The sequence below is a fragment of the Neobacillus sp. Soil_C_43 genome (assembly GCF_057656715.1).
In genome coordinates this window covers 116,735-143,403 of the sequence record NZ_JBDGJV010000011.1, presented here as the reverse complement: position 1 = coordinate 143,403, position 26,669 = coordinate 116,735, and the positions used below count along the sequence as shown (strand labels likewise).

25 protein-coding genes are annotated in these 26,669 nt (G+C 37.0%); 22 read left to right on the top strand and 3 right to left on the bottom strand.

From position 1 onward, the window contains the following. The first annotated feature begins 95 nt into the window (after positions 1-95). The 4 genes from AC3A54_RS15710 to AC3A54_RS15695 all read left to right on the top strand — a co-directional run bounded on the left by AC3A54_RS15710 (position 96) and on the right by AC3A54_RS15695 (position 4,645). Positions 96-860, top strand: a complete 765-nt coding sequence (locus AC3A54_RS15710) for a DUF2089 family protein (protein ID WP_487655148.1) — start codon at positions 96-98, stop codon at positions 858-860. Positions 861-914: 54 nt separating this feature from the next. Then, entirely contained in the window at positions 915-2,213 is a 1,299-nt protein-coding gene (locus tag AC3A54_RS15705) for a DUF262 domain-containing protein (RefSeq protein ID WP_487655147.1), read from the top strand. A 3-nt stretch (positions 2,214-2,216) separates the two neighbouring features. Beyond that, complete coding sequence (locus AC3A54_RS15700; RefSeq protein ID WP_487655146.1) at positions 2,217-3,998, top strand: DUF262 domain-containing protein; 1,782 nt, start codon at positions 2,217-2,219, stop codon at positions 3,996-3,998. A 128-nt stretch (positions 3,999-4,126) separates the two neighbouring features. After that, positions 4,127-4,645, top strand: a complete 519-nt coding sequence (locus AC3A54_RS15695; RefSeq protein WP_487655145.1) for an RNA polymerase subunit sigma-70 — start codon at positions 4,127-4,129, stop codon at positions 4,643-4,645. Positions 4,646-5,371: 726 nt separating this feature from the next. Here the strand turns inward: AC3A54_RS15695 and AC3A54_RS15690 are convergent. Together AC3A54_RS15690 and AC3A54_RS15685 are read right to left on the bottom strand one after the other, a co-directional pair. After that, on the bottom strand, positions 5,372-5,596 hold the full coding sequence (locus tag AC3A54_RS15690) for a DUF2188 domain-containing protein (protein ID WP_487655144.1): 225 nt from the start codon (positions 5,594-5,596) through the stop codon (positions 5,372-5,374). Between the two features lie 139 nt (positions 5,597-5,735). After that, positions 5,736-6,410 carry a hypothetical protein gene (locus tag AC3A54_RS15685; protein WP_487655143.1) on the bottom strand — a complete coding sequence of 225 codons (675 nt, stop codon included), beginning with the start codon at positions 6,408-6,410 and terminating at the stop codon, positions 5,736-5,738. A gap of 641 nt (positions 6,411-7,051) precedes the next feature. Here AC3A54_RS15685 and AC3A54_RS15680 point away from each other — a divergent pair. From AC3A54_RS15680 to AC3A54_RS15630, 11 genes are all read left to right on the top strand, one after another. Then, on the top strand, positions 7,052-7,318 hold the full coding sequence (locus AC3A54_RS15680) for a hypothetical protein (RefSeq protein WP_487655142.1): 267 nt from the start codon (positions 7,052-7,054) through the stop codon (positions 7,316-7,318). Then, the gene (locus AC3A54_RS15675) at positions 7,318-8,052 is read left to right on the top strand and encodes a hypothetical protein (RefSeq protein ID WP_487655141.1); all 735 of its coding nucleotides are present in this window, start codon (positions 7,318-7,320) and stop codon (positions 8,050-8,052) included. Before AC3A54_RS15680 ends, AC3A54_RS15675 begins: the two co-directional genes overlap by 1 nt. 46 nt (positions 8,053-8,098) lie before the next feature. After that, on the top strand, positions 8,099-8,893 hold the full coding sequence (locus tag AC3A54_RS15670; protein WP_487655140.1) for a hypothetical protein: 795 nt from the start codon (positions 8,099-8,101) through the stop codon (positions 8,891-8,893). Between the two features lie 185 nt (positions 8,894-9,078). Further along, positions 9,079-9,255, top strand: a complete 177-nt coding sequence (locus AC3A54_RS15665; protein ID WP_487655139.1) for a hypothetical protein — start codon at positions 9,079-9,081, stop codon at positions 9,253-9,255. Positions 9,256-9,652: 397 nt separating this feature from the next. Beyond that, positions 9,653-10,216, top strand: coding sequence for a hypothetical protein (locus AC3A54_RS15660; protein ID WP_487655138.1), 564 nt, complete (start codon positions 9,653-9,655; stop codon positions 10,214-10,216). A gap of 1,056 nt (positions 10,217-11,272) precedes the next feature. Further along, a complete protein-coding gene (locus AC3A54_RS15655; protein WP_487655137.1) occupies positions 11,273-12,073 on the top strand; it encodes a DUF4230 domain-containing protein in 801 nt (266 codons plus the stop codon). A gap of 65 nt (positions 12,074-12,138) precedes the next feature. Beyond that, the gene (locus AC3A54_RS15650; RefSeq protein ID WP_487655136.1) at positions 12,139-12,654 is read left to right on the top strand and encodes a YkvA family protein; all 516 of its coding nucleotides are present in this window, start codon (positions 12,139-12,141) and stop codon (positions 12,652-12,654) included. Between the two features lie 638 nt (positions 12,655-13,292). After that, entirely contained in the window at positions 13,293-13,601 is a 309-nt protein-coding gene (locus tag AC3A54_RS15645) for a heterocycloanthracin/sonorensin family bacteriocin (protein ID WP_374121013.1), read from the top strand. A 250-nt stretch (positions 13,602-13,851) separates the two neighbouring features. Beyond that, positions 13,852-15,813: a putative thiazole-containing bacteriocin maturation protein gene (locus AC3A54_RS15640; protein ID WP_487655135.1), complete on the top strand. Its 1,962-nt coding sequence runs from the start codon at positions 13,852-13,854 to the stop codon at positions 15,811-15,813. Continuing rightward, the gene (locus tag AC3A54_RS15635; RefSeq protein WP_487655134.1) at positions 15,813-17,753 is read left to right on the top strand and encodes a TOMM precursor leader peptide-binding protein; all 1,941 of its coding nucleotides are present in this window, start codon (positions 15,813-15,815) and stop codon (positions 17,751-17,753) included. The genes AC3A54_RS15640 and AC3A54_RS15635 overlap by 1 nt, the downstream gene beginning before the upstream one ends. Positions 17,754-17,777: 24 nt before the next feature. Further along, a complete protein-coding gene (locus tag AC3A54_RS15630) occupies positions 17,778-19,355 on the top strand; it encodes a SagB family peptide dehydrogenase (RefSeq protein WP_487655133.1) in 1,578 nt (525 codons plus the stop codon). 105 nt (positions 19,356-19,460) lie between these two features. Here AC3A54_RS15630 and AC3A54_RS15625 read toward each other — a convergent pair whose 3' ends face one another. Next, a complete protein-coding gene (locus AC3A54_RS15625; protein ID WP_487655132.1) occupies positions 19,461-21,014 on the bottom strand; it encodes an ABC-F family ATP-binding cassette domain-containing protein in 1,554 nt (517 codons plus the stop codon). A 424-nt stretch (positions 21,015-21,438) separates the two neighbouring features. Here AC3A54_RS15625 and AC3A54_RS15620 point away from each other — a divergent pair, with 424 nt between their 5' ends. The 7 genes from AC3A54_RS15620 to AC3A54_RS15590 all read left to right on the top strand — a co-directional run bounded on the left by AC3A54_RS15620 (position 21,439) and on the right by AC3A54_RS15590 (position 26,667). Continuing rightward, complete coding sequence (locus AC3A54_RS15620; RefSeq protein WP_487655131.1) at positions 21,439-21,864, top strand: DUF6526 family protein; 426 nt, start codon at positions 21,439-21,441, stop codon at positions 21,862-21,864. A gap of 91 nt (positions 21,865-21,955) precedes the next feature. Beyond that, a complete protein-coding gene (locus tag AC3A54_RS15615) occupies positions 21,956-22,882 on the top strand; it encodes an ABC transporter ATP-binding protein (protein WP_487655130.1) in 927 nt (308 codons plus the stop codon). Continuing rightward, positions 22,879-23,970 carry an ABC transporter permease gene (locus tag AC3A54_RS15610; RefSeq protein ID WP_487655129.1) on the top strand — a complete coding sequence of 364 codons (1,092 nt, stop codon included), beginning with the start codon at positions 22,879-22,881 and terminating at the stop codon, positions 23,968-23,970. Before AC3A54_RS15615 ends, AC3A54_RS15610 begins: the two co-directional genes overlap by 4 nt. Before the next feature lie 194 nt (positions 23,971-24,164). Next, positions 24,165-24,323, top strand: coding sequence for a DUF1540 domain-containing protein (locus AC3A54_RS15605; protein WP_487655128.1), 159 nt, complete (start codon positions 24,165-24,167; stop codon positions 24,321-24,323). Positions 24,324-24,427: 104 nt separating this feature from the next. Then, positions 24,428-25,210 carry a transporter substrate-binding domain-containing protein gene (locus tag AC3A54_RS15600; RefSeq protein ID WP_487655127.1) on the top strand — a complete coding sequence of 261 codons (783 nt, stop codon included), beginning with the start codon at positions 24,428-24,430 and terminating at the stop codon, positions 25,208-25,210. A gap of 35 nt (positions 25,211-25,245) precedes the next feature. Then, positions 25,246-25,911, top strand: coding sequence for an amino acid ABC transporter permease (locus AC3A54_RS15595; RefSeq protein WP_487655126.1), 666 nt, complete (start codon positions 25,246-25,248; stop codon positions 25,909-25,911). 27 nt (positions 25,912-25,938) lie between these two features. Continuing rightward, a complete protein-coding gene (locus tag AC3A54_RS15590; protein WP_487655175.1) occupies positions 25,939-26,667 on the top strand; it encodes an amino acid ABC transporter ATP-binding protein in 729 nt (242 codons plus the stop codon). Positions 26,668-26,669: the final 2 nt, after the last annotated feature.

The window sequence follows — 26,669 nt, the reverse complement described above, 5'->3', positions numbered from 1 at the left end:
ATTATTACTTTTAAAGTAGTTATAAATAAATTCACAAACTACATTGACAACAATATATATGAGAGATATATTTTAGTTATAATAGGAGGGATATTATGGTAAAGGATTTAGTGGCTAAATGCCCAAGATGCGATGAAAAACTAATCGTAACAAGATTAAGTTGTGATAATTGTGAATTAGAATTAAACGGTGAGTTTCCCCTAAGCAAGTTTGACTATCTCTCAGCGGACGAACTTGATTTTGTTGAGAGCTTTCTGAAGGCACAAGGTAATTTTAAGACTCTTCAAAATGAGAAAGGCATGTCTTACCCAGCTGTAAAAAAGAAGTTTAATGATATATTAAATAAATTAAATCTATCTCCAATAAAAAATGAAGAAGGGAATAAAGCTGCTATGATAACTGTGGATAATCAACCTATTAACGAAGACGATAGCTTGGTTGTTAAAATGATAAAAGAAAAGCTTAATGTTAATGGTGGTAGAACTTCGATTCCTCTTTATAGTGGAGACCTTTGCGATATTGGTTTTGATCCAAACGGTAAGGGGCTAGTCTCACCTAAGATTCCTGTTCCTAACCATCTTATATGGGAAGTATTTGATGCTACTGTTGAGGTTGTAATCCAGATGGGCGGAAAAGCCATGAAGGGTAAAGCTCGTTCAGGAGCAAAGCTTGGAAGTGACAATTTGCCGCTTGATTCAGTAGAAGGATACATAGCACACAAAGTACATGGTGCACAAATTGGGGAGACCACTTTCGGACCAGGTTTCGTAATTGCTGCTATTTTGGATTGGGCTGGAATTTGCAATAATGAGAGAGGTTATTTGACAATAAATCCAACTTTTATAAATGAAATAAAATAGTAAAATGTTGCTAAATTATTGGTTTAATGTTGAATTTTGCAGGGGGATTTAAGAATGGCTCTACTTCAAGATGAGTTAAAAATAACAAAGATTCATGAATTACTTGAAATGAAATTGGCGTTACCATCATATCAACGTCCGTATAGGTGGAGTGTGAAGTCTACAAATACGCTTTTCCTTGATACATATAATGCCTACCAAGAAGGTGTACAAGAATACAGAATCGGCTCTGTCATTTTACATAAGGAAAATGAAAAATATAACATTGTGGACGGGCAACAGCGACTGACAACCCTTTCGATTCTTCTTTACTGTTTAGGTGATGAGGATCAGGGGCTATTACGAGAAAAATATAATCAGCTATCTAATGATGCAATAGTAACTAATTTTGAAATTTTATCTAAGCGGATAAGTGAACTTTCGGAAGATACGCAAAGCAAATACAAAGAATTTTTACTCGAGCATTGTAGTGTAGTTCAAATTGTCACAAACAGCGAGCAAGAAGCTTTTCAATTCTTTGATTCGCAAAACTCCCGTGGCAAGGAGTTAAAACCACATGATTTATTGAAGTCATATCATTTACGTGAGATGGATGATGAAAACGAAAATCTGAAAGTAAGAATTATCAACCAATGGGAAAATGTAAACCAGAATGATTTGAATGACTTATTTAAAATTTATCTTTACCCCTTGACGCAATGGTATAAAGGAAAAAGTGGTTTGGGTTATTCCTCCAGTAAGATTGATGTATTCAAGGGGATTAAAACCACGAATGTGTTTAATTATGCTATATATCATAAAGCAAGTAACCTTTTCGTTGAGCAGTTTAATGCAAATGGAAGCAGTGAACTTCTTGCATCTAAAGCGTTAAATCAATTTCAATTAACACAGCCGCTGATGGCAGGAAAACGATTTTTCAATTATTCACTTCACTACGGAAAGAAACTTGAACAAATACAAAAATTAATAAATAAGGTTCACACTAAAGAACAAGTTCCGAGTAGACGTTCTGGGGATCTTTACATTAAACAGTTATATGAATGTGCGTTATTGTTTTTTGCTGATCGCTTCGGTATTGAGAGCCTGTCTAAAGGCGTGATGCAGCAACTATATTCATGGAGCTATTCTTTACGACTTACTATGAATGCAGTGTATACCGAGACAATCAATAATTATGCACGGGAAGGGCATGATCGTATAAACAAGGGTCTGCATTTGTTTTCAGAAATCAGTGAAATGAATAATGCAGAAGAATTAAAACTTATTGTTTTGGAGCAACCAACTATTGAGAATAAAAATAAAGAGAAGTACAAAGCGGTGTATGATTTACTTTGTAAATGGAATAGGTGGTAGGAGATGGATAATAATTTAAACATCATACCGGTATCAAGCATTTTTACGAATATTAGTTATGTTATTCCAATTTACCAACGGAACTATGCTTGGGAAGAAACGCAAATTGAACAACTGATAGAAGATATTGATAGTTCAATTGACAATCTTAATAAAAACTATTTTCTTGGTAATCTTATTGTTAATCAAACTGATAATAATATTTACGAAGTAATAGATGGACAACAAAGATTGACCACATTATTTCTATTAGAAAATTATCTTGGCATGAAGTTTGCGAAAGATGTGTTAAGATTTGAGGCGCGCGAAAAATCAAACCGTACCCTTAACCTCTTAATCAAAGACAATAATCATGAATTAATGGAAGAATTAGTCTCTGTTGAAATCTTAAATGGTTATCGAATCATTGATACCTATATGAAAGCTAACAATATAGACAAAAATGAATTAGTTAAAAAACTAGAAAAGGTTTTTCTAGTTCGTGTACAAGTTCCACAAGGTATAGATTTGAATCATTACTTTGAAATAATGAATACTCGTGGGGAGCAACTTGAACTTCATGAAATAGCAAAGGCAAAGTTTTTAGAAGTATTGGATACAGAACACGATAAAAAAACCGCAGCATTGATTTGGGAAAAATGCACTAACATGGACTCCTATCTCCAAATGAATTTTGATCCAAAAGTTAGGAACTCCCTTTTTACAAAAGATTGGTCCAGTATCAAGGATAGTATCGATGATTTTAATTCAATTAGGGAATGTATTCCGAGAGATGAAGATGATAAAAACTCAGTTCCTTTGATTGAAATCCTAAAAAATAAGAAACTCCTAAATAAAGGAGTAAGTAAGGACGAAGCTGAGAATGAACGTTTCGAATCGACTATCTCGTTCCCCAACTTTTTACTACAGGTGAATTCTGTAATTAATAGGTTAGAAGAGGAAGATTCAACACTTGATGATAAACACTTCTTGAATCATTTATCATGGGCTTGGGCCGATGCTGATAGAGCAAAGAACTTTCTATACCATATGCTAAAATGCCGTGTGTTGTTTGATAAATATATTTTGAAACGAGAATATGCTAGAGAGTATAAAGAAACTGGAAAATGGTCGTTACAACGTTTAGAGAAATATAGTGATGGAAGAAGTGATAAACCCAAATATGTAGGCACTTTTGGAGATGACGATAGTCAGAATAATAAACAAATAAGAACACTGCAATCCTGCTTGCGCATAACCTATACATCACCGAAGACTATGCATTGGATTTCACTAGTCTTAACCAAGTTATTAGAGAATGAATCATGTGACATTATTGAAATCCTTGAAGATTACTGCAAAACAAAAGTGATCCAGTCAAACTATGAGGATGAGGAAATTAGTGGATTTGGTTATGAAAGAATCGTATTTACATACCTTGATTATCTATTGTACAAAAATGGGTATTCATACTTGGGTAGGGAAATTATCCAGCCATTGCGAGATGACTGGCAATTCCAATTTAGAAGTTCCATTGAACACTTCCAACCACAAAACCCAGTGGAAGGTATACCTTGGGAACGGGTTGACCTAGATGGTTTTGGAAACCTTGCATTAATTACTGTATCTGGAAACTCGAGGTTTTCTAATTCGCCACCGGCAGGAAAAATCAGCTTCTCAAGCATTATCGGGCAAAGTTTGAAACTTAAGATCATGAAAGAATTAATCAATCTCAATGATGAAAAATGGACGGAAGAAATAGCAAGCAAACATAAAGAAGAAATGTTTAGCATTTTAAAGGGGTAGTATTTACGACCAGAATTACGGAATTCAAGACTCTTATGTACAGCAAAAATGGTACGTTTTTTGAAATTTGACTTTTCTTTACTTTCAGAGCATTACTAGACATCAATAAAATGATGGAGGTGATGCAAATGAAATATGAACAACAAGAAAAAATAATTGAATTAAGGAAAATGGGTATTGGGTATCGCAGCATAGCTACAGCAATGGATTTATCCAGAGATAAGGTCAGAAATTTCTGCAAGGCTCAAGGGCTAGATGGCTATGGTGTGGATGTTAAAAAATCAGCGGTAGAAGAATCTACACCAAGAGAGCAATGTAAAAATTGTGGAAAGCGTATAAATTTAAAACCCATTTCAGGACGGCCGAGAATCTATTGCTCACAAGATTGTAAAAGGAAATGGGAGGATGCACATCCTACTATTCGTCAGTACATTTGTTATTATTGCGGGATAAAATTTGAGAGTCGGTCTGCAAATGCAAACTTTTGTAGTCACAAGTGTTATATACGAGACAGGTTCTGGCGCAAAGAAGATATTGCAGAAGTTGTAAAGTATTTAGAAAAAGAAACCCCCGTACCCAATGCACCAGGATGGATAAAAGACTTAATAATGGGAAGAAATGATAAACAGACTGACCCCATACAATAATATTTTGCCCTTAACGATATCAGCAAAACTCTACCCCATGGGGTGCGAACCCACTAAATATGGAGTAAAAAACAATAATTTTCCCCTTTTGTAAAAGAGTATTGCGTAATTGTATAAAATATAAGTGATGTCGCATGTTGAATGTGTGTCGCAGATAGTTTTGAGAGAAAATTAATCAGGTAAAATTGAAAACCGATAAGTAATTGTCGGAGTGCCGTTTCTGTCTACATCAATACGTTCAACAAAATGATGGAGTATCTCCTCCGTTAACTCATTGAGAGGTAAGAACCGGTTTATTGTGTTCCGGAGGTTTTCAATCCTTCCAAGAAATTCATCATCATGTCGGAGTGAGGCCTCAAGCCCACTCCTTTTAATATTTAATTCATTAATTCGTCCTTGATGTTCATAAGGCGTGTGATTGGGGTTAAGAGATGGTTTTACCATGAAAAACTTGTAAAAACTCAGCGGTATTTAAAAAAAGTAACAGAGGATATTGAAAGTTATCGGGTTCGGAAGATTAGATGGGCGATAGATGATATGATTAAGAATGGTGAGATATTGACGGTTTATAAAATTCAGTTATACGCAGGATTTGGTGGAGCTAATAAAGGTATAAAGGAACATATAACGAATATACTGTCGGAATATAAATGAGAAGCGGAGGTAAACCTCCGCTTCCGTTGAAACGATCATAGCAAAGTATCAAATCATTATTCTATTTTTCTATCATCCTCTTGGTGGAAATGAATCAATTCCATAACTGTTTTTCTCTCTAATTCGACCTTGATGGTTATGAATAACTAATTCAGACTGTTGGTTTATTGCAATGTTTTTGGCGTAAGCAATAGCCTCGCTTTGAGTATTAGTAATTTTAGTAGCTTTTGTATTACCAGCACCTTTTATTTGCCAACCTCCGCCAGGAGACGGTGTTACGTGTTGATTCTTTCCCATTTTACATACCTCCAATTTTTTGAATAATTTGGAGAGCCGAACATATCTTCTTCTTGTTTTACTTTAAGAGGTTGAGGTATGATGTTAAATGAAATTTATCAGTTGACTCTTATTTGTCCCCAAACAAATAAGAGTTTTTTTATCCCTGAAATTGCCCTTCAGAATGGCTATACCTTACAGTAAAGTGCGGATCTAATTGATAATTAAATGAAACAATGGATCGATTTGTATTTTGCAGTTGTTGTACCATTTCCTGAATCTCCTGCCCATTTTCATCAATTCCCTTAGTATCTACACTGTTTATCACCGCACCAGAAGGAGTAAGAATAGTAAGTTGAACCCTGCTTCCATTTGTCATTTGTATACCATCAAAAGGTAGCCGAATTTCAAATTGATAATCTTGACTGCTTAAAAGTGGGAATATTTTATAATCATACTTTAGTTCGTAAACGTAGCTGTTCCCTACCTGTGCTACCTGCTCCAGTTGACGTTCTTTTAACGCTGATAAGAGTATAAGTTTAGCAGAATCTCTAAGCGTATCAGTTGTATCACCTGTTAAAGAGCTTTGAATGATATTTTCTGTTCCTTCTGTCAAAACGGAAGCTCTGTAAGGACGATACTCCAAACCTTGCAACTTAATTAATTCCAATGCTGGATTTGGAAGTGAAACACCTGCTGGAACATAATAGGATTCAGTTAGTGGAGAATCCGTAATAATAGTTGTTTGGACCATTACGGAATCATATTGATTGCCGTTATATCGAGAACTACCGCTTACAAAAACTGTGACCTCTTGAAATTTAATATTTGCCATTCTACTTCACTCCAATTTTTCGTATTTCCTCACCCTCCTATTTTCAGAACATTTATTCGACTCTCTCAATATTGAATTATAGCACTACTTATTTTTATTATCCACTAAATATCTACATATAGTACTGAAAATATTTTCGACACCACTATATATTGTAGTATGTTTAAAATGATTATTTTTTGTCAAATCAGTAATCTTCTAATTATTTGAGAAAATAGAAGGAATAGTAGGAATTTCAATGGAAAATAAGAAAATATATAAAATTCTAAAGTTTGCTTTTGGTAATATAAGAATTAAATGAAATATTTTCACATATTATGTTACATTTTGTATATGCAATGTTACACAAGGAGTCATGATAAGAAGGAGCATACAAAGGTACGAATAGATAAAGAGAGTTTGAGAAAATTAGAGGGGATAGCTTATCAATTACAAAATACGCTAAATATCAATATTTAAGAAGACTACGGATATAAAGTGCATAATCAATGAAGAATATGAATGCTCTATCATCCAATTAATAATATATAGAGCAAAAAATATGAATAAACCGCTATTAAAATATAACAGAGAAGTAAACATGGCAAGGAGGACCAGCAAATATTATTTCAAGAAGATCGTACAAGGAGTGACGTTTTATTATGGAACAGCAAATGCGAATATGGATGAGTGAGAGAAACCCTAATGGGAGTAGAGATTTTCGTGCTTATCCTGTGGTTAATTTGGAAACGGCAAAAACTGTTTTGTTTGATTTTATTTCAGAATTAGAATTGATCAAAGAGATTTATCCAAATACATTCGGTTTAGAAGTATGGGATGAAAATAAGCATGATTGGTTTGAATGGGAAAACGAAGATGGGTTAGACATTAGAGAATATATTTATTCGCATAGCGGCGGTGATGAATAATGGGGAGTGTTAATGAACATGTTTTGTTAAGATTGGATGAAATAATTACATATGAATCAATAGTGACACAAGTAAATAAGTTAAATAATGAATCATATTGGTATAAACAATCTTATAGACCATTTATTAATAGGTTCAGAGAAACAAGGGGTGAGATGAATATCGGAGTATGTGCAGAAAGAGTTGCGTTGGTTTATTCATGGCTTCCAAAGATACCTCTTTCTTCCTTTGCTTTAGATTGCCAGGAAATACAAGCAAATATTAATAAGTTGACAGAATTTGAATTAACATTTCATGATGCACAACTTTTAACCATTGGAAAGACAGCTTACCTTGGTTCTCAATATCATGGTGAGACAATCTTTCCATCTTATAAAGGTTATTATGATACCGCAATTAGGGATTTTTTGATTCCCACTGGATACCTTCTACACAAAGTACCAAAAATAGACACTCAACTATCTTCAACAACTAAACTACTACATTTTATGTTACCTAATTTATTTCCTATCTTTGATACTAAAGTTTGTAAAAAAATTTTTGGTACTACTCACCAGACTTACGGAAAATACCATGCATATGTATTTGAACTTCAACAGTTTCTTAAACAAAGTCGGGTGGCTTCATATATAAAAAGCATTGCTCAGAAAATGGATTTGTCACCCTTATATATCATTGACCTTGTTATCTTTAATGTGGATGAAAGTTCGAACAAGAACAATGAAACCAAATAATTTTTCCTATACATATTAAAATTACTTTGTACAAAGTTGGATAATTATGAATCAGCCAAAGGCATATGGAACATTTATCAAAAGAGGAAACAATATTTATCGAACATCGGCGTTCATGCAGTGGGGTGAATCGGAAAAGTCAATTGGAGCTTGCCTATTACGTAATCCAGGGTCGTTTGAACTTGGAAAACAATTAACTTCAACACTTAATACTATTGGCTATGCAAGTGGATGGACTGAATTTGAAAAATTTGATCCAACTATGGAGCAGTTAGTTAATATAGTCAATGGAATAAATAGTGGTAAAAAAGCGTTTTCGGGTCGGCTTTATATCTATAACCTATTTAATCTTCGAAATACTAAATTAAATGATGCCACCGACGAGTTTGAAACACTTGTTCATTCGGGGGAGTATAACATAACAGAATCCTTGGTTTCTCTTAACGAATTAAAAACCCACCCCTGGATACTTTTGGGATGGGGGATTGAAAAAAATAAAAGCAGGAAGAACATTCAATTAATTAAAGGAAAATGGCAACGTTTGATTGATGAAGCTAAGGTTCCGTCATTTGGGAAAAAGCATAAGGAAAAGAAAGAATACTATCATATTTGTCCACGAATTTCAACAGAACGCCCAATAATGGCAAAAGAACTTATAATGATGTATAAGAGGAAATTTGAAATACTTCGATTTCCAATACATGCAACAAAGCCAAATTTAATTGTGGAATCAAACCCATCAGAAAATATTGGTGTTTTTGCTATGTTCGAAGATGGCTGGTTTAAATCACATGAAAATCCAGAAGACATTGTAATGGGTTTTTTCTCATCTTCGTATTAAGGAGGGGTATAAATTAAAAAGCTTATCAATACAGAGCTGGAGGTAATGGTAATGGAGTGGTATGGGCTATTCCGATTGGTAAAACTCTACCAAATCCCAAAGATTACATGGAATACGTATCCGAACCAAAACCTGACTTTGTTTTGACCGACTTCATGGAAGCAGTTGAAGGTGACAGGACTTCAATGTCATATTTACAAGCATCAATAGTATTTCACGAGTTACATGAGTTTGGGGCTATTTGGCATGGGGTATCATGGGGACGGGATGTCATATTACCAGATAGTCAAATTGAGGGTTCTAATTTGGATGGTTATGAATGGGATATGCTGGAGGAAGAGCCATGTGCCATGTATCATTGAACCTTATTTTTATTACAATAGTGAAGGTAATCCAGTTATTGTCTTTCACACAATAGTACATTGAGGGGAATGAACCAGATTACCTTAATGTTGAGATTATCGAATTTGAAAATATACATCATATTGATATGTTTCGAGATGAAGAATCCGAGGAATGATACTGGAAATTCTACTATTCCATGGTATTTTTATATTACTGGTAGTAATGATTTCTAGATAAAATCTTATTACTAGGTATTTTGTCGTTTATGAGGAATTATGTGTCGATTACGTTAAAGTGTTTCTGCTTCTTTATAATAAATAAAAAATGAGGAAATAAAATTTTGAAAACATGCCATATTATTCCTTTTATATAGTAAAATAGACTTATAATTTACTATGAAAGCGGAGGAACAAAATGAACAAGAAAAAAATTATTGGTTTAGTCTGTTTTTGTATGATAGTTCTTGTTACTGGTTGCTCAAATAATGAAAAATATGATGAATCTTTGGCGGAATTTTACAGATATTCTGATTCAACATTCTTTTTTGCTGGAATGGCTTTAGATAGTTATTCGACCGCATGGAGTGACGCAATCGATAACGACCAAGATTTTAATAAAGTTTTAAGCGAAAAAGTTGCAAATTCAGAAAAAAGTTTCGGAAAAGCTTCAGACACACTATTAAAAGATATGTCCAAAAATCTAAAAATAATTTCTGAAGCTTCACAAAAAAATCCAGATGAATATAAAGAAATTTATCAAGAGAGTAAAAAATTGTACTCAACATTATCTGCTTTAGTTGAGCAAGTTCATAATCCTTCTGGATCACTTCTAACATTTAATCAGAATGTTAATGAATTAACCCAAGAATATAATACTTCACACGATATGATTAAAACTCTTTTATCAGATAATGTAAAAAAAGTAATAAAACAACAAGAAAAAGAGGCAGAGAAAAAAGATAATGGAGATAAAAAATAAAATAGCTTTTTCAGCAAGTGACAAAAATTTTATATAAGTCTATTAATCTGATTTTTAAATCAAATCCTGATATTTATAAGAATGCTTACCCAAACTGGCAAAAATCGGTGTGGAATTTATCTTAATAATGATCAATGAATATACCTTAAACCTTATCTCTACTATGTAGCAAACAAATAAAAACGTTCACAACACAATAAACATTTTCCTTCACTCCCCAACAGTGAGAATAAAAAATGTGCATCGAAGCGTGAGAAAAATGCCCGACAAGCCCGACATATCCACATTTGTGAAAAAACAGCCGATGAAAAAGTCTATTTTAAGTCGATAAAAAACGTGAAAAAAAGCGTGGAAAAAGCCCGAAAAAACATGGGTTTTTGAAGCGAAAACGGGTGAAAAGCGGGAGAAAAGGAAAATCTTTATTATCATAGCGAACGGTGGAATGCGGGTTTGATTGGAGTGGAAGTGAACGTTTATTTTTTAACGGTACATAAAAATTAAAAAATTCCGTTTGGTCCAGTTATAAGACTGGGCCATTTTGTATGTAAACTTTTGGTTCACTTTTTATTTCTATAACAAACATTCGACATACATCGGGTTGTGCCAGGCATCATAGCCTTTGTGGTCGGGACTTTTGCTTGTAGTTTCTATTAACGTAGTGAATGGAAACTATTAAAGAACTTTAGATTATTTTGTTATTCAACAAACGGATTGTTGTAGTTAGTTTTTTGTAATATTATGTTGAAGAATGTTAGAGGGAATGGTAAATTTAAACAGTTGAGAAATTGTATTAGGAGGAACTAATTTGAGATTAGAAAAGGGATCTTAGAGAATTTTAGATCTTACAAGCAAAGAGTTACTGTAGATATTATTGATATTACAGGATTACTCGTTTATCATTCTACTGTCGAAACCACACTACAACAAGAATCCCTTCTTAATGGTGAAAATCTTCTAGAAATACATAAGTATATGACTGGAGTAAAAAAACTCTTACATTTATTCAAATAATTCCTTACATAATAGATTAGTTGGATTAAAAGGACAAGCATTGTAATGGTAAAAATGAAAGGTGAGAAAAAAGTGGATACAAATAGAGAAATTATCGAAGAAAAAGACGAAAAAATTGCACAGCTAGAAAGACAATTAATTGAATTAAAGGAAGCACAACAGCAAATTGCTGCAACTATTGCGGTAGGTCAGAACTCAAGATCTTTATCTCTACCAAGAGGTATATTTAAGTCTTTCTTAAAAGCTGGTGCATGGAAGATTATTTTGGTCATGGTCCCCCTTGTTTTTTTAGTCGTCATGACTTCAGTAGGAATTCGGCTATTTGGGGGCAGTACCTCCAAACAAGAATCTGTCACTTTTGTTGAACGTGTTCAAGAGCTAGCCACATTGGCAACAGCTGAAGCTCATATGAAAGAGGTTCTACATGTAAAGGATAATAAGATTTTCGGGAAAGAAATCTCTATTGATCTGCCAGGAACAAAGAGAGATGTACTATTAGTTGTACCTGCGACGGTTATTGCTGGTGTTGATTTGAAAAGGGTTACTTCTGAGGATATGGATATTAATGAAGAAACAAAAGAAATAGATATTACCCTTCCTCATGCAAAGCTCATCCAGGATCCATCACTACAGATGGATAAAATACAATCCGTTGATAATAGTGGGCTTTTCCGTGGTGATATTAAATGGGATGAGGGGAATGACCTGACCGCTAAGGCACAAGAGAAAATTCGTCAAGATGCCATCAATAGTGGGTTACTGGATACTGCAGATAAAAATGCAGTAAAGGTGTTAAAGGAATTTTTTAAGAATATTGGTTATACGGTAAATGTCACGTTTAACTAATAAACGGCCTACCTATGCTACTTGGGACAGGCCTGTTCTAATCTACTAATCATTGGAGTGATTTCATGTTAAAAAATCTATTTAAGAAGAAAACAGATTTAGATGAATTATCCTCATCAACTATTGATGAAGTAGACAAAATTGAAATTGAAGAAGAACTAGTCGCTGATTTAAAGGATGAAGCAGAAAAACTAAATGCTGAAGAAATAAACAAACACGAAGAGCATTTCTCAGAGGGAAAATTTTGGACTAAGGTTCAAAAATTCTCTAAAAAAGCTGGAACTTCTGTAGTCTACGCCGTTCTATTACTTTATTACACACTTCAAAAGCCAGATGTACCATTAAAAGTTAAAGCAACCATTGTTGGGGCTTTAGGTTATTTTATTTTACCTCTAGATATTATACCTGACTTAGCGGTTGGTGTAGGATATGCTGACGACTTAAGTGTTGTAATATTCGCTTTAGTTCAAGTAGTTTTATATGTGGATGATGAAATTAAAATGCAAGCAAAAAATAAACTAAAAGATTTATTCGGTGAGAATGTAGATACAACTGAGATTGATAATAAAATAGGTAGATAATGATATTAAAAGTCTGTTTCCAAGGTTTTAGGAAACAGACTTTATTTTCTTGGATTTGTAGTAAGAACTTTAACGTTTTATTGCAGTTCAGCTACATGGAGAATTAGACGGATCACAGAATTGCTGCCAAAACAAAGTTATTTTTGGCACAGTACAACGATACTATTCAATAAAAAATTGTAATTAATAAACGGGAGCAATTTTTGGTTAATTATTAAATAAATAGGTAAACACCACTACACCATAATCTATCTGCGATCACCACTCAAGCCACGTTGAGTGCTGTTCACTTTTAGTTTTAAGTGAATAAAGATGAGGTTGTGTGTGTAAAAAAGTCTCTCTGCTTGTAAAGTGGAGAGACTTTTTTGTACGGAAAAGGCTAAGAGGGGGATTTATAACCAACTAAATATATGGCAAAAAAATATGCGGACTGAATATGGGCATAAACCATAAATATTATTTTAGCAACAGTTTAAAATACTTCAACGCGAAATAGGCTCTTAGTTTAGTAACAGACACCTAAATGAAAACATAATTTGTTGAAGAGAGTATACATCGTAACTAATGATTTCGTTTATACAGAACTGGTATTGACTTTTTTACTCTTTATTCAAGATTAACTTAGATCATTAAATATAATGGGGAGGAAAGAATACAATATGTTTCAAAATGAGCTACAGGGGTTGGGAATCGACCCTTACCAAGTTGGTCAGTTAGTTCCTATGGATACTCAGAGCCAGGACCTGCAAATGATGGCTAGACGTTGCGGTGGCTGCGGACATTGCGGTGGCTGTGGAGGCTTTCGTTGCGGCGGTTGTGGAGGATTTCGATGTGGCGGATGTGGCGGATGTGGCGGCTTCCGTTGTGGTGGTTTTGGATGTTTTGGCTGCTTCGGTTTCAGCTGTTTCGGCTTTGGCATCGGTTTTAGCTGTTTCGGTTTCATTTAATTGCTTTGGCAGTTTGAGCCGTTATATACCGATAACATTTCGTAAAGAAAAAATTAATAATGTAAATCAAAAGTGTCCTTGCGTAATTTTCCCGCAGGGGCACTTCTTAAATTTAAGGCTGTATTAAAGCTCATTGTTGATTTTTTAGCGTCGTTGATTGGAGTTTCCGCTTTTCTTATCATATTGGACAAAAAATCGTACATAAACTGATAGTGCATAATTAGTACGAATATGAATAAGGAGGGGCTGAATGACAAAACTGGACTCGTCCTCACGTCTTAAGGTCAAAAGGGATACTTTCTTTCTTCCAGATCCACATGGCGGTGTGTATTTAAGAAACAACTTAAGCTCATTCCGAATAGAAGGTAATACAATCTATCAGTGGATTGAAAAATTGCTTCCAATGTTTAATGGGGAGCATACAATGGGAGAATTAACAATGGGATTAACTGCCCCTTATCGGGACAGGGTATACGAAATAGGAGAAACGTTGCACAACAACGGTTTTGTACGCGATCTAAGCAAAGATAAACCCCATCAATTGAATGGAAACCTTCTTGAAAAGTATGCATCACAAATCGAATTTATTGAGAATATTAAGGGGTCTGGTGCTTACCATTTTCAAGAATACCGTAAAGCGAAGGTTCTGGTTGTCGGCTCTGGCCCCTTTATGGGTTCATTGGTTTCCTCGTTAATCGAATCGGGTCTTCCCAAATTAAATGTCTTGGTCACAGATTCCGTTCCTACAAATTGGCAGAGGCAAAATGAACTGGTGCAAAATGCCCGTAAGACCGATTCTGAAGTCGAGATAAAGAATGTACCCTTTCATAAGGACGCAGGAAGCAGTTTCTGGAGAGAAGCAGTTCAGCCCTATGATTGGATTCTATATGTCTCGCAGGATGGCAATATAAATGAGCTAAGGGATCTTAATCTGGTTTGCAAAGAAGAAAAGAAGGCATTTATGCCAGCTATCTATTTAGACCAGGTGGGGCTTTCTGGTCCATTCAATCAACCGGATACAGCTGGATGCTGGGAGTCCGCATGGCGCAGAATCCATCAATCAGCACTAAAAAAAGATCGGCCGTCTCAATCCTTCTCTTCAACAGCGGGATCGATTCTGGCAAATGTTTCAGTATTCGAATTTTTCAAAAGGGCTACAGGGATTACAGATTCCAATGAGAGTCATCAAATTTACATGCTTGACCTTGAAACTCTCGAAGGAGACTGGCTTTACTTCATCCCACATCCATTGGGTACGTCTAAATGTGACACTCCAAGACTGGTGGAAGATTTTGATTTACGCCTCAAAGAGGAAACGGACAGAAATGAACCAACGAGTAACCTCTTAGAGTATTTCAGTCGTTTAACGTCAGAAGAAATAGGAATTTTCCATACTTGGGAGGAACGAAATTTACCCCAACTTCCACTTGCACAGTGCTATGTTCAAGCAGTTAACTCTTTTTCAGAGGGACCGGCAGAGCTGCTTCCTGAAGTTGTCTGTGCAGGACTAACACATGAGGAAGCAAAAAAAGAGGCAGGGCTAACAGGCATTGAAATGTATGTTTCACAAATGATAAATTTGCCCGTATTGGGAGACAAACATCAGAAAAATAAGGTAGGTGCGAAAATACCTGAGGGATTTATTGGCATCGGTTCTGGAGAAACAATGGCAGAGGCTGTTTGTAGAGGCCTTCAAGTATATTTAGGTGAAGAATTGAAAAAGAGAAAGGGTGATCAGCAGAGTAAGGTTTATCGAATTAAGGTGGGAGCCCTAGAAGATAAGAGATGCAGATTTTATTTTAATGCCTTGACTACCTTAAATGGTGCTCCAACAATTGGTCTAAAAGGGGATGTACTAGGATTCCCTGTGGTAGGGGTAAGGTCGAAGGGCCGTTGGTACACAAGTGTAAGTCTAAATACCACATTGTCATTACGTAATGCATTGGAACAAGCGCTTTTGGATGCTCAAAACCAAGTATATTCCACAGAAATGCAAGAGAGCGAGTCTTTTGTTTTTCTGGAAAAAAATGAAAGTAAACTGGATATCCCATCTTGTGATGAAATTACGTCTCGGGAGCTATTACAATCGTCTATTCAGGTATTGAACCGGAACCGCAAGCGGCTAGCAATCTATGACCTTACCTTTGAGCCTTTTTTAAAACAAGAGCTGGCAGGGGTGTTTGGTGTTCAGGTTAAAGAGGGGGGATCCTAATGGCTGCTCATATACTTATAGATGGTGAGGGGGTATTAGCGGATTATGTCTATAATCAATTGTCCCCAAACTATCTTGTTAGGCGCCAAAGCATTCTTGAAGAGGTTCCCGAAAATACAGAATTAGTTCTTGTGCTGCATGATACCTGGAAACCATCCGTTCATCAAAAAGCGGAAGAGAGGTTAAGGGCTTTAGCTATTCCTTGGTTTCGAGGTTTCGTTTTGTTAGGTGAGGGAATCATTGGTCCATTTGTACGCCCTGGTGTACCGGGATGTTCTCACTGTGCTGACATACGACTTATGTTAGCTGGGCCTGACCGCCAAGAAATGTGGGGGCTTCGGGTGAAAGTGGCAACAGGAGAAGATTTACTGCGTGATGCATGGGCATCACGAACCGGATTATCGCAAATGGCGTTCTTGATTAGCAACGAAGTGAAAAAGATTCTTCAAGGAGAAGAAAGCAGCTTAGAAGAACGGGTGTTCATAACAAATCTGAAATCGTTAACGATCTCTAGCCACTTTTTTTTGCCAAATTCGTTATGCCCTATGTGCAGTCGAATACCTAAAGACACATCTGAATTGGCGCACATTAAGTTAGAATCTAGTCCTAAATTGAACCCCACTGGTTACAGATGTCGTTCGATGGATGAATTAAAAAACGTGCTAGTCAAAGATTATCTGGATTATCGTACGGGAATCATGAATGGGAAAATGCAGGATATCAAGTTGCCGTTTGCCGATGTTTTAGTGAACATGCCGTTGTTTGATGGGGACGAGGGAGTAGCAGGCAGGACCAATTCTTATGAAATGAGTGAGCTAACTGCCATTTTAGAGGGTTTGGAGAGATATTGCGGAATCGAACCTCGCGGCAAAAGGAAGGTAGTTCGTGATAGCTATTACAATTTAGCGGAAAAAGCACTAGATCCTGCAAAAGTAGGTTTGCATGAGAAGGAACAGTATGCAAGGCCCCATTTTCCATTTAAAACATTTCATCCTGATAAACCAATGAATTGGGTCTGGGGATATTCATTTTTACAAGAACGCCCTATTCTGGTTCCGGAGTTACTGGCCTATTACAGTTTGGGATATGGAGAAGGCTTTGTTTATGAGACCTCCAACGGTTGTGCATTAGGAGGAAGTTTAGAGGAGGCCATTTTCCATGGCATTATGGAAGTAGTCGAGCGAGACTCATTCTTATTAACCTGGTATGCACAACTTCCCCTTCCCCGTCTTGACCTTAGTTCTGCGAACGACAAAGAATTGCAGCTGATGGTGAGCCGGATTCGTGAGGTGGCTGGTTATGACCTGCATTTTTACAATTCGACGATGGAACATGAGATTCCAAGCGTTTGGGCAGTGGCCAAAAACAGAACATCCAAGGGAGCAAACCTCATTTGTGCAGCCGCAGCGAATCCTGATCCTGTAAAGGCAGTAAAAAGTGCGATTTACGAGCTTGCAGGAATGATGTTTAGGCATGACGAAATCTTGGAGAAAAATCGACCGAAATATGAAGCGATGTTACAGGATCCGTTTGCAGTACGTACTATGGAGGACCATGGCATGCTTTACGGACTAAGAGAAGCAGAGGAGAACTTGAGCTTTCTATTAGATGAAAATCGCCCGTTACGTACATTTGCTGAGGAATTTAAATGCCCACCTGTGAATGCTAATTTGAAGGATGATGTTGAGGATATTCTAAATAGGTTTCGAATGCTAGACTTGGAAGTCATTGTGGTTGACCAAACAACACCAATAACCAAACGGAACGGTTTATTTTGTGTAAAAGTATTGATTCCTGGGATGCTGCCAATGACATTTGGACATCACCTTACACGTATACAAGGTCTTGAACGGGTACTCAACGTACCTGTGAAACTCGGGTTTAAAAAGCATCCGTTAACATATGAACAGTTGAATCCATATCCCCATCCTTTTCCATAACTGCAAGAGTAGGAGGGTTTCAGGTTGGAACTAGATACATTTCTATACAATCTGCATTTTGACACTGATAAACTTCTTCCGCCGGATTGGCAACCGGATTGGGAAGACGCACCACTTCCCTATAAACTGTACCGTGGCTTACCAGAGATTCCACTTACCGCAGATGTACCGTTAACTCTCAAAGGAAGAGAGGCTAATTCAATACCCAGCTTGGAGGAGTTTGGTCATTACTTATGGTATGTATATGGTCTTACTCGATACTCTCTAGCTGCTTTCATTGAAGGCACCGAGGAAAAAGCTACTGTAAGCTACGCCCAGTTGTTTCGCAGATTTGTTCCCTCTGGCGGAGCATTGTATCCCAATGAATTATATGTGTACTTAAAGTTGGAGGATGTACCTGAGGGAGTATACCACTACGATGTTGCACACCATCGCCTTTTATTGCTGCGTGAAGGCAACTATGATTCCTATCTATCAAGAAGTCTTGGAAATCGTTATAATCTTTCAGATTGTTTTTGTACTGTTTTTGTATCGACGGTTTTTGGAAAAAATTTTTATAAATACAATAATTTCTCTTACAGGTTACAAGGGTTAGATACAGGCGTAGTAATTGGGCAATCGTTAGAAGTGGCGGGTAGGATGGGGTTCTCAACACGGGTATGTTACCAATTTCTAGATCGTTCTATCAATCATTTGCTTGGGCTATCTGAACAAGATGAAAGTGTATATGCTGTGATCCCATTATCTATTTATAATGTTGACCAATTTAATATAGAAAAAAATATTTCTATTTCTGCAACGGAATTGTCCCGGGAAGTTCCAATGCTGAAGCATGTAACATATAACCGTTCAAAGAGAGTCATTGATTACCCAGAGCTGAAAGAGATCAATAAAGCCTCGATGTTCGAAACAACACATTCATTTGTGAATATAAAACAAGATAATCCTCTTAACAATGCATTAGGTACAGAGTTAACCATACTGCCATTTCCGGAGGCCATTTCATACGATTTGGCATCCGTTTGCAGAGAGCGGCACTCTCCAGATATTGATTTTATGCTAGGGAAAATCAGTCAAACAAAAGTATCCACTTTGTTACATGAGACTTTTTCATTTTCATATCAAAAAGACCTTTACCATACACAGGGGAAGCTTGGGACTGGTTTAAATTTGTATGGCACTTTTTATAACGTGGAAGGTGTTCGAGATGGTGCTTACGTCTATGACAAGAATGCTCATGCACTTCGGAGAATATCTAAGGGGGATTTACGGGAGTATATGCAAAATTGTTTAACAGTGCCTAATGTAAACCTGTTTCAGGTTCCTCTCTGTCTGCATGTTGTTGGAGACAAGGACCACCTCAAAAAGGAACTGGGTTATAGAGGATACAGAATTCAACAGATGGAAGCTGGTATACTCGTGCAAAGGCTGCTCTTGACAGCGTGTGCCCTCGAGATGGGAGGACACCCACTATTAGGATTCGACTCGAACCAAAGTGATGACCTTTACGGAGTCAATTCGAAAGAAAAAACGTGCCTTATACAAATCCCTGTAGGTCCATACCGTCCCCGCGTTTGGTTAAAAGGAAGCTTGAATAGCTAGGATAGACAGGAGAATTAACAATTTTTTATTGAAGTGATTTTTAATAATATTAATAAAAGGGTACCCAAATGAAATTTTACTCATTGGGTACCCCTTAATCTTTATTTAAAACACTTTCGTAGTCCAATCCTCACAGTTCCAAATATCAGTCGCAATTTCACGATAGAAATCAGGTTCGTGGGATACCATCAAGATACTTCCGCGATATGCTTTTAAAGCACGCTTTAATTCTTCTTTTGCATCTACATCCAGGTGATTGGTAGGTTCGTCTAGAATTAATAAATTCGTTTCTGTGTTTAAAATTTTACACAATCGAACTTTGGCCTTTTCGCCACCAGAAAGGACTTCGATTTTACTTTCAATATGTTTCGTCGTTAATCCACATTTTGCAAGGGCAGCACGGACTTCAGCCTGATTCATACTTGGGAACTCGCTCCAAATCTCTTCAATACAAGTGTTGTAGTTGGACTGTTTAACTTCCTGCTCGAAGTAACCGATGTGTTGATATTCACCACGTTCCACTTTACCGGAAATTGGATTAATCAACCCAAGAATACTTTTTAAAAGAGTAGACTTCCCAATACCGTTTGCACCAACGAAAGCAATTTTTTGTCCGCGTTCCATTTTCAAATTCAAAGGGCGAGAAAGTGGTTCATTGTAACCAATAACAAGATCTTCAGCCGTGAAAATATAACGACTAGTTGCACGAGCTTCTTTGAAGTTAAACTCAGGTTTAGGCTTCTCTCTTCCCAATTCAATAACATCCATTTTATCGAGCTTCTTTTGACGAGACATCGCCATATTACGAGTTGCCACACTTGCCTTGTTACGAGCAACGAAATCCTTCAAATTAGCAATTTCTTGTTGTTGACGCTTGTAAGCAGACTCTAGCTGTTGCTTCTTCATTTCATAAATATTTAAGAAGTTATCATAGTCACCAACATAGCGATTCAACTCTTGGTTTTCCATGTGATAGATTAAGTTAACAACATTGTTCAAGAATGGAATATCATGTGAAATCAAGATAAATGCATTCTCATATTCCTGTAAATAGCGCTTCAACCATTCGATATGCTGTTCATCCAAATAGTTCGTAGGCTCGTCTAGTAATAGGATTTCAGGCTTTTCTAGTAAAAGTTTAGCTAGCAAAACTTTCGTCCGTTGCCCACCGCTAAGATCATCTACATCTCGATCGAGTCCAACATCGTCTAATCCTAGACCACGAGCAACTTCCTCAACTTTTGAATTAATTTGATAGAAATCATTACTATCTAACGTTTCTTGTAGCTCTCCAACTTCTGCAAGTAAGGCTTCGATATCAGCACCTTCATCACCCATTTTTGCATAAAGTTCATTGATCTCTGCTTCAGCATCAAAAAGATATTGAAAAGCAGTACTCAAAGCGTCACGCATCGTAGTACCTTTTTGAAGTACAGCATGCTGATCTAAATAACCAACACGAACTTTTCGTGACCACTCCACTTTCCCCTCGTCGGGGTGCAACTTCCCAGTTACAATATTCATGAAAGTAGACTTACCCTCACCATTTGCCCCAACTAGTCCAACGTGTTCGCCTTTTAAAAGTCGAAAAGACACATCATTAAAAATCGCACGATCACCGAAACCGTGACTTAAATTTTTTACATTTAATACGCTCATTTTTTTAACCCCTTATCTAAATGTCACATGTGAATATCTTACTAGAATTTGGCTGCTTTTTCTATCTGAAAGTTATTTTTGTGAAAAAGGTAATTCGATTTTTGGGCTAAATTGAAGTGTGCCCCTTTTTAATTAAATGCAATTATTGAATTATATTTATTTGGGCGAATCAAAATAGGATAAAAATATATTATACATCCGAACTGGGATGTATGATATGAGGTTTTCCTATGTGGGAATAGTTCAACAAAAAATGAAAGAATTGGTTGTGTTCTAATTGTTCGTCACGGTAACAAAGGAAGCCCTGCCTGCGATTTCCTAGAAGTAGTGGCTATTGTTAAATTAATCATTACAGACATAAGGAAAATCATATAGGAATAGAATGAGTGATGGTAAACTTAATAAAAAGGAGGTTTTCCCCACAATGAACCAAAACTATAAAAATCACAGAAAAGTAGACCCGCTTTATCATTTTGGGACAGCTTTGCTTGGACTTATTATGCTCATTTTATCGATTGTGTTTTTCTTTCAACATGTAAGAAGTCAGCTGTTGCTAAGTGGAATTGTGTTAGGCTTCGCGTTGTTGTTTTTCTTTGTGACAGTTAAACTAAGAGGATATGCCCTGCAGCTACAAGATCGAATCATTCGTACGGAGGAAAATTTTCGCTACTATCGTTTAACTGGGAAGCTATTAGACTCGAAGCTATCGGTGAAGCAAGTGATTGCACTAAGATTTACAGCTGACGAAGAATTCGTAGATTTAGTTGAGCGAACTGTTCAAGAGAACCTTTCACCAGATGATATTAAAAAGGCTGTTCGGAATTGGCGTCCAGACCATCATCGCGTATAATTGAGAAAGAAACAGCTTCAAATGGCTGTTTCTTTTTTGAATTCTTACATTCCAATATAAGGATTACATAAATGTTCTAAGGAGGCTTGCTATGCTTAAAAACATAATGGTTGACGTAAAAAGTCTATTAAAACGATACGGATCTCACACAGCGGTTAATGGGGTATCCTTTCAGGTGGAAAAAGGAGAGGTTTTTGGTCTCCTTGGACCAAATGGTGCTGGAAAAACAACCACGATTGAAATGTTAGTAGGACTTAGAAAGCCAGATGAAGGAACCGCTGCACTCGCAGGCTTTGATGTGAAAAAGGAAGTGAACAAAGTCAAAGAGGTCATCGGAGTTCAACTTCAGTCCACTTCTTTATTTGAATTATTGAAAGTAAATGAAATTCTGCAAATGTACGGAAGTTTCTATCCGAGCCACGTAAACATCGATGAATTAATTGATGAAATGCTTTTAACAGAGAAGAAAAATGCTCGTATTAAAGGACTTTCCGGCGGACAAAAGCAGCGTCTTGCTATTGCCTTAGCTCTTATACATGACCCGCAAATTGTGTTTCTCGATGAACCAACGACTGGACTCGATCCACAAGCAAGAAGAACCTTGTGGGACATTGTACTACGTTTAAAAGATCGCGGAAAAACAGTTATCCTCTCTACACATTATATGGATGAAGCTCATGTGCTCTGTGACCGCATTGGGATTATGGATCAAGGAGAATTGATTGCTCTTGATACGCCAGACAATTTAGTGAAGAAACTTCAATCAACAAGCACCTTAGAGTTTCATTTAAGCAATCCGCCTGAAAAAGAGTTACTTTTGAATTTAAATGGTGTTAAAGAAGTGTCTATAAAAGATACCTTTATCCAGTTATATACAGATGATTTACAAACAGCTTTAACATCCTTAATTCAGGCCTCTACGGAACATCTATTTAAAATTGAGGATTTACAAACACGTTTAGCAACATTAGAGGATGTTTTTATTCATATGACAGGAAGGAGTATCAGAGAGTCATGAGAGCTTACTGGCAGTTAACTCTTGCACAATTAAGAATCTTTGCTCGCAATAAACAGGTTTTATTCTTTACCTTACTCTTTCCGATTATCTTAATGCTAGCTCTTGGTTCCTTTGCAGGTAAGGAGGATAATCTATCATTAACCGTAGGGGTAATCGACTTGGAACAAACAAGTTCCTCGGAGGATCTAAAGAAACTGTTTGACAAGTACGAGGGACTAAAAACCATAAGTTATGGGAAAGTTCAAAATGGAAAACAAGCCCTTAGAAATGGAGAAATCCAGCTTCTTATTGAAATTCCAAAAGGGTATGAAGCAAACTTGAAGGAAAAGGAACACCCCTTTTCCCTTCCGGTTTATTATAATGAGAAAAATCTCACCACCTCGGAACTCGGCCTGACCGTTGTAAATGGCATCATTGATCAATATAGTAAAGCACTTGTTGGCTACAAACCTTTAGTGACGGTTGAAAAAATAGGCATAGAAGCCAGAAATATTCGTTATGTCGATTTCCTCGTCCCAGGAATCGTTGCTATGATGATTATGAGTAATAACATGAATGGTGTTGCTGGACAAATTGCTGCCTGGCGGGAAAGAGGGATCTTGCGGAGAATGCAAGGAACGAGACTCAAAGCCTCCACGTTCATCGCTGCTCAAATCACAGCTCGTTTATTACTTAATGGAACTCAAGCTCTATTGGTCGTCCTAATTGCTAATTTAGTATTCGGTATTAGCGTCGTAGGTTCTTGGCTTTCTTTGATCTTCTTCATTGTCCTTGGCACCCTTGCATTTATGTCACTTGGTTTTATTATTGCAGGGATTGCGAAAAACCCTGAAAGTGCTGGGCCAATCGCAGGATTTGTTACGTTTCCCATGCTGTTTCTTGGAGGTGTGTTCTTTCCGATTAGTAATATGCCTGATATTATTCAACCCATTGTTAAGGTACTGCCTATTGCTCATTTAAGTTCTGCCTTGAGGGAGACGATGAATCTTGGAACCCCTTTTCTTCAATTGGGAACGGACACTCTTGTATTAGGATGTTGGTTATTAGTTGGGTTTATGTTAGCCAGTTTAGTGTTTAAATGGGAATAGGAAAAAGGATGTAAAACACTGCGAAGATGATCTTACAATACATGAAAAGTCTAATCTTTTAGGGATTAGGCTTTTTTTTTTGAGAAATGATGAGTCTGCTTGGGCAGTGGCAACAGTATTGGTGAAAAAATCTTGTTTCAACCAATTTTTAAGGGGGTATTAAAAAAGAAAACCTATTAGAGGGGGTGGCACATATGGAATTGGAAGTGAAATGTAATGTTATAAACTGCAAGTATTGGGCTGATGGCGACCAATGTGTGGCTGACTCCATTTATGTCATAGGTCCACACGGCAGCAGAAAGGCCGATACCGTGGAAGAAACAGCTTGCAAAACTTTCGAGCTTCATGAATGAAAACATGAGGACTGCTCTTCTGCTTCAAAAGTAGAAGAGCAGTCTTTTTCATCAATGCTGGGAAAGTAACGGTATAGCTTGAACGAGAGAGGAGAAAATCAAGCATGGAAAAACGATACATAATTATTCTATCGTGCTTATTTCTGATGGGGATGCTGACTGGTTGTATCCAAAAGGACCAGCTGGCAGATGGAACAAAGCTGATAGATAAGCAGAAATTTATTTTTGCAGCTTCAGGAGAATTTAAGCCCTTTAGCTATGTTAGGAATGAAGATTTATCGATGACTGGTTTCGATATTGAAGTAGGAAACGCAGTAGGAAAAGAGCTGGGTCTTGAACCAGTCCAGAAGAGGATGAAATTCAAAGGACTCATTGAGGGCATTAAAACGGGACGGGCAGACGCAGCCGTTGCCAGCCACACTATTAATCCCCAACGCGCCAAACAAGTTAATTTTTCCACACCCTACTATTACTCAGGTCCACAGATCTTCACAAGACCTGACAGCAAGATTAAAACAGTAGATGACTTAAAAGGTAAAGAAGTTGCCGTAGCAAAGGGCTCTACCTATGCAGATACAGCTAAAAAATATACTAATAATATTAAAATGTACGACAGTGATATTACGGCATTAAAAGCGCTAAGTATTGGCCGGCATGATGCCGTTATTACCGATTTTGTCACTGGTAAAAGTGCAAAAAAGGAAGGATTCAAAATTCAGGGGCAGCAGTTAATTGAGCGAAGCGAGCAGGCCATTGTTGTTCCTAAGGATAATCCAATCCTGCTCAAGCGGATTAATGACGCACTTCAAAGACTTCGTAACGATGGAACACTATCCCGAATCAGTCAAAAGTATTTTGGTGAGGATATTACGAAAAAACCAGAATAATAGATTGAGCACCAGAAAGAAAGGATGTTGTTATTTTGCCTAGTTTTTCTCACTTTTTACATACGTTTATCAGTAGTAAAAACATTTTCATAGATGCGGCGTTGTTGACGTTAAAGCTTACGGTTGTCTCCATTTTAATTGGGATTTTATTCGGATTATTTTTTGCTCTTTTAAAAATATCAAGGATTAAAGTATTGGGCTATATTTCAAATGCCTATGTATTCCTTGTAAGGGGAACTCCACTCATTGTCCAGATTTTCATTCTGTATTTTGGCTTCAGCGGAATTTTCCTCATTCCTGATTTTTGGGCAGCAGCTCTTGCACTCGCCTTCCATAACGGTGCCTATATTGCAGAAATTTTTCGGGGGACGATTCAGTCCATTGATAAAGGGCAAATGGAAGCGGCCCGCTCTCTCGGCATGACCAGAACACTAGCAATGCGCCGTATTATTCTTCCACAAGCTTTCAAGAGGGCACTGCCTCCCCTTGGAAACCAATTTATTATCGGGCTTAAGGATTCATCTCTGGCAGCCTTTATTTCCATGAATGAATTGTTCAATGTGTCGACGACACTGGGTTCCAATAATTTCGATGAAATGACCTACTTGTTAATAGTAGCCGTTTATTATCTAGTACTTGTTGCCGTATTAACAATGGTGGTGAGCCTGTTCGAAAAGAGATTAGCAGTTAGTGATCGATAGGAGGAAGATAAAGTGAATGATCGAGAAATGATAAAAATAGAAAACTTACATAAATCTTATGGCAGTTTACATGTATTAAAAGATATAAACATGTCCGTGTATGAAAGTGAAGTTGTCTGCTTGGTCGGAGCATCTGGCTCTGGTAAAAGTACTCTACTAAGATGCCTTAACTTTTTAGAAAAAAGGGGAGGTGGGAAAATTTCAATCCGCGGGGAAAAGATTAGCCCGGAAACCCACAATCTTAACAATGTCCGCCAAACGGTGGGGATGGTTTTCCAGCACTTTAATCTATTCCCACATAAAACCGTCCTTGAAAATGTCATTGAAGCACCCATCATGGTAAAGAAAATCCCAAAAGACCAGGCCATTGCTGAAGCAAACGAGTTGCTACAAAAGGTGGGTCTTGAGGATAAGGCCAATGTTTACCCTAGCAAATTGTCAGGCGGTCAAAAGCAGCGTGTGGCAATTGCCAGGTCGCTGGCCATGAAGCCGGATATTATGCTTTTTGATGAACCGACATCTGCCCTTGATCCGCAGCTAGTTGGTGAGGTATTGGCAACTATGAAGGAGTTAGCCGATGAAGGAATGACCATGGTAGTGGTTACCCATGAAATGGGCTTTGCTCGTGAGGTTGCTGATTGGATTGTCTTCATGGACGATGGTAGAATTATCGAAAGAAATCGGCCAAATGAATTCTTTGATGATCCAAAGGAACAACGTACAAAAGAATTCCTCCAAGCAACCATTTTAAAATAATT